This is a genomic window from uncultured Thiodictyon sp. (assembly GCF_903946935.1).
Classification (GTDB): Bacteria; Pseudomonadota; Gammaproteobacteria; order Chromatiales; family Chromatiaceae; genus Thiodictyon.
In genome coordinates this window covers 1-16418 of record NZ_CAJAXH010000043.1, presented here as the reverse complement: position 1 = coordinate 16418, position 16418 = coordinate 1, and the positions used below count along the sequence as shown (strand labels likewise).

Genomic DNA, 16418 nt, shown 5'->3' with positions numbered 1-16418 from the left:
CTCAGGCCGCCCGCGCGTCGCCTGCGGGCGTGACTGTCCGCGGGAAGGAGTTGTTGAGAGCCGTTCTCAACTGGGAGCCGTAGCGACCCGAGGTCGGCCGCGTCCGCCACACCACGCCCGCGCTTCAGCCCCGCCTCATCCTGCCCTAACCTCGCGGCGCCGGCCAAGAACGTCGCAGCGCAAACGGCTCGCTTAGGCCCAGGGTTTACATCGGCTTCGCAATGATGGCACTATGAAGGCGTTTTGACTGCGGGAGAACCCTCATGCCCACCATGACCTTACGTGACGTGCCGGACGAGTTGCATGCCTGGCTCAAACAGCAGGCGAGCGAGGGCGACTCGTGACTCCCAAGAACACCAGGGCCTACCTTTGGCAACCCATCAGCGATTTATCTGAAGACCTGAAACGGCACCAACAGCCGGACCTCGCCAGCCTTGCGGCAATCTGGAAAGAGCAGTCACAACGCCTTAAGGGCTCCGCGGCCATGGCTCGCTTCAATGAGCGCTTACAGCGGGAATGGGCGATAGAAACCGGCATCATCGAAGGCCTTTACTCGGTTGACCGTGGCATTACACAAGTGCTTATCGAGCGCGGTTTCGAGGCCAGCTTGATCCCTCATGGTACGACGGATCGGCCGGTTTCAGAGATCCTCCCGATTCTGAAAGACCAGGAGGCAACGCTGGAGGGGCTGTTCGATTTTGTCGCCCAACGCCGACCTCTATCGACCTCCTATATCAAGGAACTGCATCACCAACTGACGCGTAATCAGCAAACGACTGATGGCATCGATACCTTGGGGCGGGCGGTCCAGATCAAACTGGTCAAAGGAGATTGGAAACTGCAACCCAACAACCCCACCCGACCTGATGGGGCAGTTCATGAGTATTGTCCACCGGAGCATGTGGCCGCCGAGATGGACAATCTGATCGGGCTATATAGTCAGCAGGACCAGACTGGTGTTGCCCCGGAGATCTCCGCCGCCTGGCTGCATCACCGCTTCACACAGATACATCCGTTTCAGGATGGCAACGGACGCGTAGCACGCGCCCTGGCCTCTTTGGTATTTCTAAAAGCCGGGTGGTTCCCCCTGGTCATCAATCGCGATATCCGGGAAGAATACATCGACGCGCTCGAAGCCGCAGACGCCGGTGATTTAATGCCGTTGGTTTCCCTGGTATCACGCGTACAGAAAACGGCGTTCGTTCGTGCGTTGAGCCTGTCGGATGATGCACTACGTCATATCGAGCCACTGGATCAGGTGATCGCAAAGGCGGCCGAGAAGGTTCGCAGACGCAAGTTCTCCGAGCTGCAGGACATGGCGAACGCGGCGGTCACGCTCTCTGCTGTGCTGGAGGAATTGACGCAGGTTCGCTTGCGCGAAGTCTGCGAGCGCCTTGGCACGCAACTGCGCGCAATCGACGTACGTTACACCTGCCGGGTCGATCGCAGCGATGCCAACAACAGCCATTGGTTCAAACAACAGATCGTCGCTATCGCTAAGCAACTCGACTATTATGCGGACACCGGGACGCATCGTGCCTGGGTCCGGCTACGCATTCATGAGGAGCGTGAAACGGATATCGTACTAGCCTTTCATGGGTTAGGCACGCAGTTCCTTGGAGTCATGGCGGTGTCGGCATTCCTGGAATATCGGGATCGCACTGAGGCGAGACAGACGCGCGTCGACGGGCCACATCAGCTTTGCAGCGAGATCTTCCATTTCTCTCATCGCGAACCCGACACCGATGTGAAGGATCGCTTTTACCACTGGCTTGACAAGACCGTGCTGGTTGGGCTCGACATGTGGCAGCGGCAGCTGTGAGCTGGCGACTGGCGGATAATCACCGGGACGGGGTTACGATATGACGTTGATGAAGGACATCATTGCCATCCCCGAGCGGGTCCACCAGGGCGATTTCGTCCTGAAGCTGACGCAGGGGGTGAGTCACGCCGAGCAGACGCTGCGCGACTATGTGGTGACGCCCCAGTTGGTGCAGTGCTTCGATAATGCCCTGGGCTTTATCCGCCAGGCGGTGGAGGGTCACAGCAGCAAGGCGGCCTATCTGCACGGCAGCTTCGGCTCGGGTAAGAGCCATTTCATGGCGGTGTTGAATCTCTTGCTCGCCGGCAACGTGCAGGCGCGCTCCATCACTGAGCTTTCCGGCCTGGTGGCTCGCCACAATGACTGGACCCAGGGACGCCGCTTCCTGCTGGTGCCCTATCACATGATCGGGGCGCGTGACATGGAGTCGGCCATCCTGGGCCAGTACGCCGATTATGTCAGGCGTCTGCACCCGGAGGCGCCGGTGCCCGGGTTCTATCTGGCCGATCGCCTCTTTCAGGATGCCCAGGGGCTGCGCACTCAATTGGGGGATGCGCCCTTCTTCGGCCGGCTCAACGCGGCGCCGGGTGGCACTTGGGGGGACCTGGATGGCGGCTGGGATGCCGGCAGCTTCGAGGCGGCCACCCTGGAGGCGCCGAATGGTGAGGAGCGGATTCGCCTCGTCAGCAGTCTGATTGCGTCCTATTTTCCCTCGTATGCGGAGTTCGCCGCGAACTTCTCCGAGGTGGATGCCAACAACCAGCTCAAGGAACGCGGCTTTGTGGGCCTGGATCTGGGGCTGTCCATCATGAGTCGCCATGCCCAGGCACTGGGCTATGACGCGGTGATCCTGTTCTTGGACGAGCTGATCCTGTGGCTGGCGAGCCGGGCGGCGGATGTCTCCTTTGTCAGCAGCGAGGGCACCAAGCTCGTGAAGCTGGTGGAGGCCACCCACGCGGACCGGCCGATCCCGCTGGTGAGCTTTGTCGCCCGTCAGCGGGACCTCCGCGAGCTCGTGGGCGAGAACCTGGCCGGGGCCTTGCAGCTTCAGTTTGCGGATGTGCTCAAGCACTGGGAGGCGCGCTTCCATGTCATCACGCTCGAAGACCGCAACCTCCCGGCCATCGCCGAGAAACGGGTGCTGCGCCCCAGCAGCGAGGCCGCACGCCAGGAGCTGGAACAGGCCTTTAACGGCTTTCTGTCAGTGCGTCGCGAGGTGCTGGATACCCTGCTGACCACCACCGCGGATCGGGAGATGTTCCGCCAGGTCTATCCCTTCAGTCCGGCCCTGGTGCAGGCCTTGATTGCGGTCTCATCGGTGCTGCAACGCGAGCGCACCGCCCTGAAGCTGATGTTGCAATTGCTGGTGGACCGGCGCGAGGACCTGGAGCTGGGTCAGATCATCCCGGTGGGCGACCTCTATGACGTGATCGCGCAGGGCGACGAGCCTTTCTCCGATGCCATGCGCATTCATTTCGATAATGCCAAGCGGCTCTATCATCAGCGGCTGCTGCCGCTCCTGGAGCGCACCCATGGCGTGACCTGGCAGGACCTCATGGCGGGCCATGCCGACGCCGGTAAGGCCAGGAACCTGCGCAACGACGCGCGGCTCATTAAGACCCTGCTGCTGGCGGCACTGGTGCCGGAGGTGGACACGCTCAAGGCGCTGACCGCGCCGCGGCTGGCCGCGCTCAATCATGGCTCGTTTCGCTCGCCGATCCCCGGTCGGGAGGGCCAGGACGTGCTGCGCCGCTGCCGGGACTGGGCGGCCGAGGTGGGTGAGATCAAGGTCACCGACGATGCCAATCCGGTGATCTCCATTGCGGTGACCGGGGTGGACATCGAACCCATCGTGCGTGCGGCCAGTGATCAGGATAATGCCGGCAACCGGCGCCGCAAGGTCCGCGAGTTGTTGTTCGGAAGCCTCGGTATCGCCGATACGAACGATCTGTTCACCATGTATACCTATACCTGGCGCGGGACCCGGCGTGAGGTGGAGGTGGTCTACGAGAACGTGCGCGAGTTGGCGGATGACCGCCTGCGCGGCCGCGACGGCAGTTGGACGGTGGTGGTGGATTATCCCTTCGACGCGGCCAACCGGACCCCGGCCGACGACCTGGCTCGCCTCTGCGAATACCGGGGCGGCGATACGCGCACCCTGGTGTGGCTGCCCTCCTTCCTGTCCGAGCGGACGCTGCGCGATCTGGCTCGACTCGTGGTACTGGATTACATCCTGACCGGCGAGCGGTTCAACGAATATGCCGGCCATCTGTCCCTGGTGGATCGGGGGCCGGCGCGGGCGCTGGCAAAGAATAGCCGCGACCAGCTCCAGAGCCGCTTACGGCAATGTCTGGAGGTGGCGTATGGCATCGCGGGCGAGCCGCGCGACGCCATCGCCAGCCGCTTGAGCCCGGACGACCAGTTCCGGTCGCTCGACCCGACCCTTAAGCCCCGCCCGCCGGTCGGTGCGGACCTCAAGGGGGCGTTCGAGGGCCTGTTGGATCAGCTCTTCAGCCATCGGTTCCCCGCCCATCCCCGCTTCGATACCGAGGTCAAATCGGCCGCCTTGAAGAAGGTCTGGCCTGAGCTCGGGCGCGCCCTGGAGGCCACCGATGGCCGCGTGCCGGTGTCGGATAAGGCGACCCGGGCGCTGGTGCGCGCGATTGCGGGTCCACTGAATCTAGGCGAGATGGGCGAGACCCATTTCGTGCTGGGTCAGCATTGGAAGGCCCATTTCGAGCAGACCCAGGCGCGCGAGGGCGGACCCATCACCGTGGCCCGGCTGCGCCAGTGGCTGGACCAGCCCCAGGCCATGGGGTTGCCGACGGAAGTGGCGAACCTGATCGTGCTGGTCTTCGCCGGTCAGACCAACCGTTCCTTCTTTCTCAACCAGGGCCCCTTCCAGCCCAGCCTGGACAACCTCCCCGGGGCGCTGGAACTGCGCGAGCAGGCGCTGCCAGGGCTTGCGGATTGGGAGCGGGCGGCGACGCGGGCCGGGGCGCTGTTCGGACTGACCGCGCTGCGCTCCCGCACGGCCGCCAATGTCGCGAAGCTGGTGGAGGATGTGCTCGCCAAGGCGCGGGAGGCCAAGACGCCGCTGGCTAGCCTATTGATCAGCCTGCAACAGCGGCTGGCGGCCTATGGGGCCGGCGATGAGACCCAGGCCGCCGAGCCCCCCCGCCTGATCACCGCGCGCTCGGCCCAGGCACTACTGGCCGCACTGGGGAGCGCAGAACCAGACCAGGTGGTCAGCGTGCTGGCGCAGAGCCCCATCGAGACCTCAGAGGCCGCGATGGCACAGACCCTGGCCCGGGCCAAGCCGCTGGACGAGTCGTTGCGCATGGGATGGGAGCTGTTTGAGGCAGCGACCGCCCTGTCCGACCACCGCCGGGCGGCCGCCTTGGGGATCAAGGCCCGGATTGCCGAGGTCCTGGCCGCGGACGAGCACGTCATCGCCCTCAAGCCGGCCTTGGACGAGCAGCAGGCCAAGGCGTTACGGCTGTTGACCGATGTACCCAAGCCACCTGTTACACCGCTCCCACCCGAACCACCGAAGCCGCCAAGGCCCGAACCAGAGACGATCGTGGTGCGTGAGGCCGCCGCGGTGAATCTCGATCTTGGGCAGGCACGGACCCTGCTGGACGCCATTCGTACCGAGATGGATCAGGACAGCGCGCTGCGCCTATCGGTCAGTTGGCGTTTGCTCAAGATCACCGGTAAGACCTGATGGTGCCAACGCGCAATCAGATTGTCGCCCAAGTCCAGGCCGTGTTGGCGCGGGACCCGCACGCCCGTTGCATCGCCATCCGCTCCCCGACGGCGCAAGGCTTGCCGGACTCTGTGTCCGTGGGTGAGCGGGCGTTTCGGCTGCACTGGTGTCCATCCAGCCTCGCCGCACGCCAGGCATTGATCCAGGTGGAGGCGTCGCCAGCCGATGGCGTCATCCTGCTGACGCACTTAAGCGATGCCGCACTCGGCGCCGACACGCTCGCGCGGCTCTCCCGGGGGCGCGTCTTTCAGGTCGAGCGCTGGGACATGGTCCGTCAGGTGTTTCAGGCCACCGAGATCGATTCGCGTCTGGCCGCGCTTGGCTGGATGGCGCCGGCGCTGCTTGAGTACCTGCCGACCGGCGGTTATCCGCCCGTTGCCGGGGGTTTTCTGGACCTGGACACTGCGTGGAAGCAGGTGTTGAACGGCAGCCTCGGCCTGCCGCAGGCGCGCCCGGACTTGGTGAGCCTGCTGCGTTGGACCATGGCGGCGGATCAGGTCGGGCGCTTTATGCGACTGCCCGCAGAGATCCAGCCGCCGATCCTGGCCTGGCTCGCCGACTGCGCGGGCCCAGTGGGTGAACTCGTCATGGGTTGCGTGGCCGCGGGCAACGCCGCCTACGCACTGCCCATCGGCTTACTGTGGAGTTTGGTGCTCGCCCCGGGGGGCGTTGGAGTGCCGGAACTGGCGGCGGCCGCGGTGCGCCTGGAGCGCTACACCGGGGACCGGCGCAGTGCGCCGCCACAAGGCCGCCGCTGGGCGGACGCGGCGATCTGGTTGCTGCGCAGCCTACCGGACGAGAGCGCCCGACCCGCGATCGAGCGGGCGGAAGGCCTGCTACGGGAACTGCATCTGGTCGGCTACGCGGGATTGAGCGAGGTGCTGCCGAGCGGTTTCGAGGCGCGGCTCGCGGTGTTTGGACAGGCCTTGGACACCCTGTTGGGTCAAGCATCCATGGCCGCGTTGGGCCGGGTGGAGGAGGCCGCCAGTGCGGTACTCCAGCACGACCTGGGCGACCGACCCGGGACGCGCGTTGAGCGGGTGCAGATGGCCTTGCGTCTGGCACGCTGGCTGGTTGCCAACCAAGCGCCCACCGTGGCGCCGGCCACCGGTTTCCCCAACCTGGCGCAGCGCTATGCCACCGATGGCGCCTATGTCGATTGGGCGCGGATCAAGCTGTTGGGGGGGGATGAACTGGCGGGGCTGTCAGCGACCTACAGGGTACTGGCCGCGCGGGTGCGGGAACGGCGCGAAGACTTCAATCGGCGGTTTGCCGCGGCGCTCGCGACCTGGAACCTCGAACCCGTCCCGGCCGCGGATTGCCTGCCGGTCGAGTCGGTGTTGGAGCAGCTCTTGGCCCCCCTGACCCGGCAGGCGCCGGTGCTGTTCCTGGTGGTCGATGGGTTGAGCTTGCCCGTCTTCCGGGAGATTTGTGCGGACCTGATGCGCGCCGGCTGGATGGAGCAGATCCCCATGGACGCCGCCCACGCCCGGGTGGGCATCGCGGCCCTACCGACCGTCACCGAGATCAGCCGGGCGAGCCTGCTGGCGGGGCGACTGACCGCCGGGGCGGCACACCAGGAAAAGACGGCCTTCGCCGCCCATGAGGGCCTGCTGGCGGCGTCCAAGTCGGGCGGTAAACCCATCCTGTTCCACAAGGGCGAACTCGGTGAGGCCGGCGGCCTGGCCGAGCCGGTGCGCGCGATGATCGGCACCGCCACCCGACGCGTGGTCGGTCTGGTCTACAACGCGGTGGACGACCATCTGCGCGGCTCGGATCAACTCCACCTGCGCTGGTCACTGGACGATTTGCGGCTGCTGCGCCCCCTGCTCTATGAGGCGAGCGCGGCGGGGCGCACCCTGATCATCACCGCCGATCATGGCCATGTCATCGACGAGCAGACCGTACAGCGCACCGCGGCCGATGGCGACCGCTGGCGCAACGCGATCCATGGCGAAGGCGGCCCGGTCCAGGGGGATGAAACCCTGCTCGAAGGTGGGCGGGTGTGTACACCCAACGGCGGGCGCCGCATCGTTTGCGCCTGGAGTGAGCGCCTGCGTTACAGCGGCAAGAAAAACGGTTACCACGGTGGGGTATCGCCGCAGGAGGTGGTGGTGCCATTGAGCGTGTTCATCCCACCCCTGTGCAGCCTCGATGGCTGGACGCCCGCGCCGCCCAGCCAGCCGGAGTGGTGGGAGGACACCATCAGGAGCGCGGTTGGCCCGCCCGTGCCGGTCGTCCCCAAGCAGAAACGCCGTGCCCGGGATGAGACCATGCCCGACCTCTTCGGCCATGTGCCACTGGGGGCGCCACCGGCGGCCCCGGTGGATTGGATTGCGGCCCTGCTCGCGAGCCCGACCTATCGCCAGCAGCGCCAATTGGCCGCTCGCGTCGCACCTCAGGACGAGGATGTTCGGCGCCTGCTGGAAGCGCTCGACACGCGGGGCGGTAAGCTCGGCAAGACGGCCCTCGCGCAACGCCTGGGGATGCCGCTGATGCGCGTGAGCGGTTTCGTGAATGCCGCCCGGCGCGTGCTCAACCTGGATCAGTCCGCGGTATTGACCCTGAACGAGGCGACGGGGCAGATCGAATTCAACCGTGAATTGCTGGATGTGCAATTCGACTTAAAAAGCTATTGTCCGCAAATGAACGCAAATGAACGCAAATAAGACACTCGGCCGGACCAGGCGCGCGGCACGCACCACGCTGCTAACACCGCTCTTGCGATTGGGCAAGTATTCGCTACGGCCTCCTCGTAATGTCTCTTTCATTTGCGTTCATTTGCGTTCATTTGCGGACGACTGAAGCAAATGGTCAGTCAGCACAGACGCGCCGAGATCGTCGACGCCCTGCGGCGCGGCACGGTCCCGCAGAATGGACTGGATACACTCGCCGTCGGGATCGAGCGGTTTGCTGCCACGCTGGATGAAGAGCTGGACGCCGCGGCGCTCGGACGTGGCCTCTTCAAGGCGGTGCGCGGGGACTATGGTGCCGGCAAGACCTTCTTCGGCCGCTGGTTGCAGGAGCGCGCGCGCACCCGTCGGCTGGCCACCAGCGAGGTGCAGATTTCCGAAACGGACACCCCGTTGCACCGGATGGAAACCCTCTACCGGCGGGTGGTGGAGCGGATCAGCACCGCCGATTCGGGCGAAGGCGCCTTCCGGGGCATCGTCGACGGCTGGTTTTACGCGCTGGAACAGGACGTACTGGCCGACGGTCGCATCGACGCCCAGGATGGGGACGCACTGATCGTCGCCACGGAAGCCTTGATGGAGACCCGCCTGGCGGCGGTGACCAAGGTCGCACCGGCCTTTTCTGCCACCTTGCGCGCCTATCGCCGCGCCTTACAGGCCGAGGATCACGCCCTGGCGGACGGGCTGATCGCCTGGCTGTCCGGACAACCCAATGTGGCGGCACCGATTCGCCGGGCGGCCGGCATCAAGGGCGAGATCGATCATTTTGGCGCCGGCAACTTTCTGTCGGGTTTGCTCATCATCCTACGCGATTCCGGTTTTTCCGGGTTGTTGCTGGTGCTCGACGAGGTCGAGACCCTGCAGCGCATGCGCACCGACACCCGTGAAAAGGGTCTCAATGCCCTGCGCCAGTGGATCGACGAGATCGATGCCGGGCGTTTCCCCGGACTCTATCTACTCATCACCGGTACGCCGGCCTTCTTCGACGGACCCCAGGGCGCACAGCGCCTGGCACCCCTGGCCCAGCGACTACATACCGATTTTATGACGGACGCGCGCTTCGACAATCCACGGGCGGTGCAGATCCGGCTGCCCGGCTTCGATCAGCAGCTATTGGCCGCGGTCGGGCGCAAGGTGCGCGACATCTATGGGTCGGGCTGCCAGGCCCCGGAGCGGGTGTCGCAGCGCGTGAACGATGACTATATCGCCGCACTTGCTCAAGCGGTCACAGGCAATCTGGGCGGTCGGGTGGGGGTGGCGCCGCGGGTTTTTCTCAAGAAACTGGTCGGCGATGTGCTGGACCGGGTCGATCGCTATCCCGACTTCGACCCGCGCGCCCACTACGCGCTGACGATTGCGGACACTGAGCTGTCCGCCCAGGAGCGCGCCGGCCGGGCCGCGAGCGGCGTGGACGACATCGAACTGTGAGCCCAACCGTGGCCATGGATGCATTCGAGCGGCTGCATCCGGCGGTTCAATATCACGTCGTCAACTCACTGGGCTGGCAACAGCTACGCCCCCAGCAGTTGGCGGCGATCGTGCCCATCCTGGCCGGGCACCATTGCCTGGTGCTGGCGCCCACGGCGGGCGGTAAGACCGAGGCGGCACTGCTGCCGGTGCTCTCGCGCATGCTGACGGAGGATTGGCGCGGGTTAAGCGTCCTCTACATTTGCCCGCTCAAGGCCCTGCTCAACGACCTGGAGCAGCGCTTGAGCCGCTATGCCGCCCTGGTTGGGCGGCGCGTGCAGGTCTGGCACGGCGATATCAGCCACGGCGCCAAGGCCCGGAGCCTGCGCGAGGCACCGGACATCCTGTTGACGACCCCGGAGTCGCTGGAAGGGATGTTGATCTCGCGGCGCTTGGATCGAGGGACCTGGTTCGGTGCGCTGCGGGTGGCGATCATCGATGAGTTGCACGCCTTTGCCGGGGACGACCGGGGCTGGCACCTGCGCTCGCTCTTGGGACGGCTGGGGGCCTTTACCGCCGGGCGGATTCAACGGATCGGGCTGTCGGCGACCATCGGCAACCCGCACGCACTGCTCGGCTGGTTGACGGCCGGCGGTGTTGGGGGGGGCGTGGGGGTCGTGGTCGGCGAACCCGCGCCCGCGGGGGAGGCGCAGGTTACCATCGACTTCGTCGGGAACGTCGCGAATGCAGCGACCGTGATCTCCCGATTGCACCGCGGCGCCAAGCGCCTGGTGTTTTGTGACAGCCGCGCCCGGGTCGAAGCACTGAGCAGCGCCCTGCGGGACCTGGGGGTGCGGACCTTCGTCTCTCACGCCTCGTTGAGCGCGGCGGAACGCCATCATGCGGAACAGGCCTTCGGCCAGGACAGCGACTGCGTCATCGTGGCGACCAGTACCCTGGAGTTGGGCATCGATGTCGGGGATCTGGACCATGTGATCCAGCTCGACGCGCCGGCCACGGTGTCGTCCTTCCTGCAGCGGATGGGGCGCACGGGCAGGCGCACCGGCAGCCCGCGCAATTGCCTCTTCCTGACGACCACGGACGAGGCGCTCCTGATCGCCTGCGCCCTGGTGTCCCTGTGGCAGGCCGGCTTTGTGGAGCCGGTCGAGCCGCCGCCCGCGCCCTGGCATCTGGTCGCCCAGCAGGCGATGGCCCTGGTGCTGCAAGGCGGGGGCACGCTGGAGGCGGCCGCTTGGCTGGCGCAGTTGGCAACCCTGTTCCCTGAGCTGGCGCCGACCGGCATCGCGTCGGTGACTCGGTTCATGTTGGCCAACGACATCCTGGCGGAGCAGGACGGTCTGCTCGGCTTCGGTCGCCGCGGCGAACGGCTTTACGGCCGGCGGCATTTTCTCGACCTGCTCTCATCATTCGCGACCCCCATTCAGGTCGCCGTGCGACACGGGACCGTCGAGTTGGGCCGGGTCGATCCCCTGTTACTGAAAAGCGGGGAGGGTGCCCCTTGCATCCTGCTGCTGGGCGGGCGCAGTTGGCGGGTGGCGAGCGTGGATTGGCCGCAACGCGTGGCCTGGGTCGAGCCGAGCGGCGAGCCTGGCAAGGCGCGGTGGATGGCCAGTTCCCGCGCCCTTGGCTGCGCGCTCTGTCAGGGCGTCCAGCGGATCCTGTGCGCGGGCGGGGCAGGGCTTCCCCTGTCGCGGCGGGCCCGGGCCCATCTCCAAGAACTACTGGCGGACCTACCCCAATTGAAACCGGACAGCACCGGCATCCAACACCTGGGTGACGGGGTATGGCGTTGGTGGACCTTCGCCGGCGGACGGGCCAATGCCACCCTGGCCGCCGTGCTACGCCCTGGCATCCGCGGGCTACGCAGCAACGACTTCTATTTGGAGGGGCAGGGTGCATTTGACCGACCGCAGGTGCGTACTCTGATGTCCGAGGCCGATACGACTGCCCTGGCGCGCCAACTGGCGAGGACCGCGCCGCTCGCCATAAAATTCGTCGACGCGTTGCCTGAGTTTGCGATTCTGGCCATGACGGCGGCCCGGGTGCTGGATGTGACGAGCGCGAGGACCGCGATCGAACAGGGAGTAGACCCAAGGCCCGCGCCGTGAGCCGCCACTCCGCATCGCCCGGTTCGAGGACCGCGCTCGGGCGTCTGCGACACGGCGTTTTCCGGCTTCAAGCCTGCGAACTTGGTTTACTGGTCCCGGATCTCGGAGTGTGAGCTGAGCGCGGGCAGATCGCGGATGGCGCTCATCGCGGCCCCCCCTGGCGAGACGCGAATCCAACTGCGAGCGGTTCCCCGTCCGGCTTGCCTTCGCGAAACACGCGGCTCGCGCGGATGTCTTCCGGCTCGATCGTGACCAGATCGGCCTTGGTCAGCGGTCGAGCGCGCGCCGCGAAGAGTCGGTTGGCCTGGCGCAGCCGGGCGCGGTCCAGGGCATTGCGGATGGAGCGCGCATTGGCGAAGTGTGGCAGGGTCATGCGTAATGGGATGTATTCAGTGAGCGCCTGCTGCGCCGCTGGGCTGAGACGATAGGACTGCCCCGCGAGCATGAGCTTGGTGATGGCCATCAGGTCGTCGGCACTATAGTCCGGGAAGTCGAGATGGTGGGCGATCCGCGAGCGCATGCCGGGATTGCTCATGAAGAACTGGTCCATTCTGTCCTTGTAGCCGGCCAGGATCACGACCAGGTCGTCGCGATGGTTCTCCATCGCCTGCAACAGTATCTCGATCGACTCGGCGCCGTAGTCACGCTCGTTTTCCGGCTTGTAGAGGTAATAAGCCTCGTCGATGAAGAGCACACCGCCCATAGCCCTCTTGATGACCTCTTTGGTCTTGGGCGCGGTGTGCCCGATATATTGGCCGACCAGGTCATCGCGCGTGACGGTCACCAGATGACCTTCGCGGACGTAACCCAGCCGCTTGAGGATCTCGCCCATGCGCATGGCGACCGTGGTCTTGCCGGTGCCTGGGTTGCCGGTGAAGCACATGTGCAGGGTTGGCGTCTCGGAGGTCAGCTCGAAGCGCCGGCGCAACCGGTCGACGAGTAGCAGGGCGGCGATCTCGCGGATGCGGGTCTTGATTGGCGTGAGGCCAATCAGCTCGCGGTCGAGTTGGTCCAGGACCGATTGAATGTCGGATGCCTGGAATTCGGCCTCGAGATCGACCGACGCGTCGTCTGTGCCGCTCAACGGACTGGTGGCCGCGACGGCGTCATTCATCTTACCCATGGCGCTCTCTCATTGGCATGTTCATAGGTTTAACTGTCGTATCCACCGGTCGAGCTTGGCGTGCCGGATTCGAGCCTTGGCGCTTGCTTGCGGCAAACGGCGGGGCCGGGCTGGGCGCGATTCGGATGATCGGTTCGAACAATCCATCTGAACCGCGTCTCGCCGACTTTGCCGGTTGTCTCAAGCCCCGCTTAGCACTCGAGGTCGTGCAGGCCGCGCTGGACGCGGTTCAGTGCGGCTCAATAGCGCTGGCCTTCCGGTCGCTCGGTCGCGTAGGGGGCGATGGTGTAGCCCTGGCTTCGGCCGTCGCGTTCCGTGCGCACGAGCCGGAAGCCCGGTTCCTGTTCCGGTCGGTTGACGATGAAGGACATCCGTGGCGTCTCCCAGCCGCGGGTGTTGTCGAAGGCCGTGACCCGCACATAGTGATGGGGGAAGGTCTTGCGGCAGTGGTTGATCTCCATCAGGATCCCGGCGGGGTCCTTGAGATCGAACATGGGCATGCCGAACATCTCCCAATAGGTATTGCGCGGGTGCGGGTCGTCGGTGTACTCGACATTGACGGCCCAGCCGTTCTTGAGCGCATACTTGATCTGCGCGGTGATCTGCTCGTCGCTGAGGTCGGGCAGGAAGGAAAACTGCCCTTGGGTGACGCGATTGCCGTGATTGGTCATCATGGTGGTTGCTCCTGGCGATGCGGTTAGAAGCTGGCGGTGGCCGTCGGCACGAAGTCCGCGGTATCCGTCGACTCATAGTTGAACGTGATGTCCTTCCAGGTATCCAGGGCGGCCCGCAACGGGCTGCACCACTTGGCGGCCGCCTCCAGGATCTGCGGGCCTTCGTTGAGATAATCGCGGCCCTCGTTGCGCGCCAGGATCATGGCCTCCAGCGCCACGCGATTGGCGATGGCACCCGCCTGGATGCCTTGCGGGTGGCCGATGGTGCCGCCGCCGAACTGGAGTACCACGTCCTCACCCAGGTAGTGGATCAACTGATGCATCTGACCGGCATGGATGCCGCCCGACGCCACCGGCATCACCTTGTTGAGCGAGGCCCAGTCCTGATCGAAGAAGAGCCCGTGCTCCAGCGACATGGGCGTATGGGTCTCGCGCAGGGTGTCGTAGAAGCCCTTGATCATCAGCGGGTCGCCCTCCAGCTTGCCCACCACGGTCCCGGCGTGAATATGATCGACCCCGGCCATGCGCATCCATTTGCAGATGACCCGGAAGTTCATCCCGTGGTTCTTCTGTCGCGAATAGGTCGAGTTGCCCGCGCGGTGCAGGTGCAGGATCATGTCGTTGTTGCGCGCCCACTTGGCCATGCTCTGGATGGCGGTGTAGCCGATGACGAGATCAATCATCACGATCGCCGAGCCCAGGCTTTTCGCGAAATCGGCGCGCTCGATCATCTCGTCCATGGTGCCGGCGGTGACATTGAGATAATGCCCCTTGACCTCGCCGGTCGCGGCGCAAGCGCGGTTCACCGCCTCCATGCAGTAGAGGAAGCGGTCGCGCCAGTGCATGAAGGGCTGCGAGTTGATGTTCTCGTCGTCCTTCACGAAGTCGAGCCCGCCCTTGAGCGCCTCGTAAACGACCCGCCCATAGTTGCGCCCGGACAGGCCAAGTTTGGGCTTGGTGGTCGCGCCGAGCAGCGGGCGTCCGAATTTGTCGAGCCGCTCGCGCTCGACCACTACCCCGGTGGCCGGCCCCTGGAAGGTCTTGAGGTAGGCGACCGGCAGTCGCATGTCCTCCAGACGTAGCGCCTTCACCGCCTTGAAGCCGAAGACGTTGCCGATGATGGAGGCGGTGAGGTTGGCGATGGAACCGGGCTCGAATAGGTCCAGGTCGTAGGCGATGTAGGCGAAATACTGCTGATCGATCGTCGTGCCGGGTCCGGTGTTGGGGACCGCATCCACCCGATAGGCCTTGGCGCGGTAGAGTTCGCACGCGGTCAGGCGGTCGGTCCAGACCACGGTCCAGGTCGCCGTGGAGGATTCGCCCGCGACCGCCGCGGCGGCCTCTTCAGGGTCCACCCCCTCCTGGGGCGTAATGCGGAAGAGTGCGATGACATCGGTGACCTTCGGGCAGTAGTCAGGCTCCCAATAGCCCATTTTCTTGTAGGGGATGACGCCCGCGGAATAGCGCTGCTTGGCGTCGAGGACGGTTTCCGGCTTACCCATGACGATCTCCAGTGGCGAGTTCGGTGAACAGCATTCGTCGGTTCAGCTCAACGGCATGGCCTCGCGTCATACCCGGGATTGGGCGCAGGACGTCGGGGTGACCGCAGAGCGTGACGCGATGGTGCCAAAGGGTTAGCATGGATAACAGTCAATGTTTTCGACCGATACCATAGATCATCATCTATCGTTGTCAGGGGGTCGCGATGCGCCACAGTACCCTGCGTCAGCTCGAGGTGTTCGAGGCCATCGCGCGCCTCGGCAGTTTCACCCGCGCCGCCGAGGAGTTGCACCTCACGCAGCCGACGGTCTCGATGCAGATCAAGAAGCTCACGGACGCGGTGGGCCTGCCCCTGTTCGAGCAGGTGGGCAAGCGGATGTATCTGACCGACGCCGGCCGCGCACTCCAGGCGTTCACCCGCGAGATGCTGGACCATTTCGCCCGCTTCGAGATGACGCTCGCCGACATGAAGGGCCTGAAACAGGGCCGGCTCAGGCTGGCCGTGGTCACGACCGCGAAATACTTCGCACCGCGCCTGCTGGGACTCTTCTGGGAGCAGTACCCGGGGATCGAGGTGGCGCTCAAGGTGGCGAACCGTGAGCACGTGCTGGAGCGGCTCGCCGCCAATGAAGACGATCTCTACATCCTCGGCCAGCCGCCTGAGGAGATGGACATCGTGGCCGAGCCCTTTCTGGAAAACCCGCTGGTCGTGCTGGCACCCGCGCGGCATCCACTGGCCGGCGAGCACCGGATCCCGCTGGCGCGCCTGGCCCAGGAGCCCTTTCTGTTACGGGAGCTTGGCTCGGGAACCCGCGCGGCAATCGAACGGACCTTCGCCGAGCACGGCCTGAAGCTGAAGGTGCGCATGGAGCTGGGCAGCAACGAGGCAATCAAGCAGGCCATCGTCGGCGGGCTTGGCGTATCCGTCCTATCGCGCCACACGCTGGGGCTTGACCCACCCCTGGGTCAATTCGCCATTCTGGACGTGGAGGGATTCCCCATCGTGCGCCATTGGTTCGTCGTTTATCCGTCCGGCAAACGCTTATCCGTTGTCGCCAGCACCTTCCTCGACTATCTCAAGGATGCCCCTAAGCATTCCACGGAGCCGAACTAAAGCGGCCAAGCGCGAGAGAGTGCAGTGAAGCCGCAGATGACTCACCGCAAAGAAAAACCCCCGAACCGTGAGGCGCGGGGGTTTTTTGTAGAAGGCCCTGGCAGTGACCTACTTTCACATGGGGAGACCCCACACTATCATCGGCGATACACCGTTTCACTTCTGAGTTCGGGATGGGATCAGGTGG

Annotated in this window: 9 protein-coding genes and 1 rRNA gene; 6 read left to right on the top strand and 4 right to left on the bottom strand. The window is 65.1% G+C overall.

The genetic code is table 11. The features are described from left to right. Positions 1-340: 340 nt before the first annotated feature. The 5 genes from QZX93_RS04700 (at position 341) to QZX93_RS04680 (ending at position 11820) form a co-directional block, all read left to right on the top strand. A complete protein-coding gene (locus QZX93_RS04700) occupies positions 341-1822 on the top strand; it encodes a Fic family protein (protein ID WP_295385208.1) in 1482 nt (493 codons plus the stop codon). A gap of 49 nt (positions 1823-1871) precedes the next feature. Then, complete coding sequence (locus tag QZX93_RS04695; protein WP_295385206.1) at positions 1872-5549, top strand: phage resistance protein; 3678 nt, start codon at positions 1872-1874, stop codon at positions 5547-5549. Next, positions 5549-8260: a BREX-2 system phosphatase PglZ gene (gene pglZ / locus QZX93_RS04690; RefSeq protein WP_295385205.1), complete on the top strand. Its 2712-nt coding sequence runs from the start codon at positions 5549-5551 to the stop codon at positions 8258-8260. The genes QZX93_RS04695 and pglZ overlap by 1 nt, the downstream gene beginning before the upstream one ends. A 141-nt stretch (positions 8261-8401) precedes the next feature. Then, positions 8402-9712: a BREX system ATP-binding protein BrxD gene (gene brxD, locus QZX93_RS04685; RefSeq protein ID WP_295385202.1), complete on the top strand. Its 1311-nt coding sequence runs from the start codon at positions 8402-8404 to the stop codon at positions 9710-9712. Further along, positions 9709-11820, top strand: coding sequence for a DEAD/DEAH box helicase (locus tag QZX93_RS04680; protein WP_295385200.1), 2112 nt, complete (start codon positions 9709-9711; stop codon positions 11818-11820). The genes brxD and QZX93_RS04680 overlap by 4 nt, the downstream gene beginning before the upstream one ends. Before the next feature lie 142 nt (positions 11821-11962). On the opposite strand, the gene cbbX is transcribed toward QZX93_RS04680, so the two are convergent. The 3 genes from cbbX to QZX93_RS04665 all read right to left on the bottom strand — a co-directional run bounded on the left by cbbX (position 11963) and on the right by QZX93_RS04665 (position 15119). After that, positions 11963-12943 (bottom strand): CbbX protein, encoded by a 981-nt coding sequence (cbbX, locus tag QZX93_RS04675; RefSeq protein ID WP_295385198.1) that lies wholly within the window; start codon positions 12941-12943, stop codon positions 11963-11965. 239 nt (positions 12944-13182) lie between these two features. Next, complete coding sequence (locus QZX93_RS04670) at positions 13183-13617, bottom strand: ribulose bisphosphate carboxylase small subunit (RefSeq protein ID WP_295385196.1); 435 nt, start codon at positions 13615-13617, stop codon at positions 13183-13185. A 23-nt stretch (positions 13618-13640) separates the two neighbouring features. Continuing rightward, on the bottom strand, positions 13641-15119 hold the full coding sequence (locus QZX93_RS04665; RefSeq protein ID WP_295385194.1) for a ribulose-bisphosphate carboxylase large subunit: 1479 nt from the start codon (positions 15117-15119) through the stop codon (positions 13641-13643). A gap of 203 nt (positions 15120-15322) precedes the next feature. Here QZX93_RS04665 and QZX93_RS04660 point away from each other — a divergent pair, with 203 nt between their 5' ends. Then, the gene (locus tag QZX93_RS04660) at positions 15323-16231 is read left to right on the top strand and encodes a LysR family transcriptional regulator (RefSeq protein WP_295385192.1); all 909 of its coding nucleotides are present in this window, start codon (positions 15323-15325) and stop codon (positions 16229-16231) included. A 95-nt stretch (positions 16232-16326) separates the two neighbouring features. Here the strand turns inward: QZX93_RS04660 and rrf are convergent. Further along, positions 16327-16418: ribosomal RNA gene (gene rrf, locus QZX93_RS04655) — 5S ribosomal RNA — on the bottom strand; the annotation flags it as partial.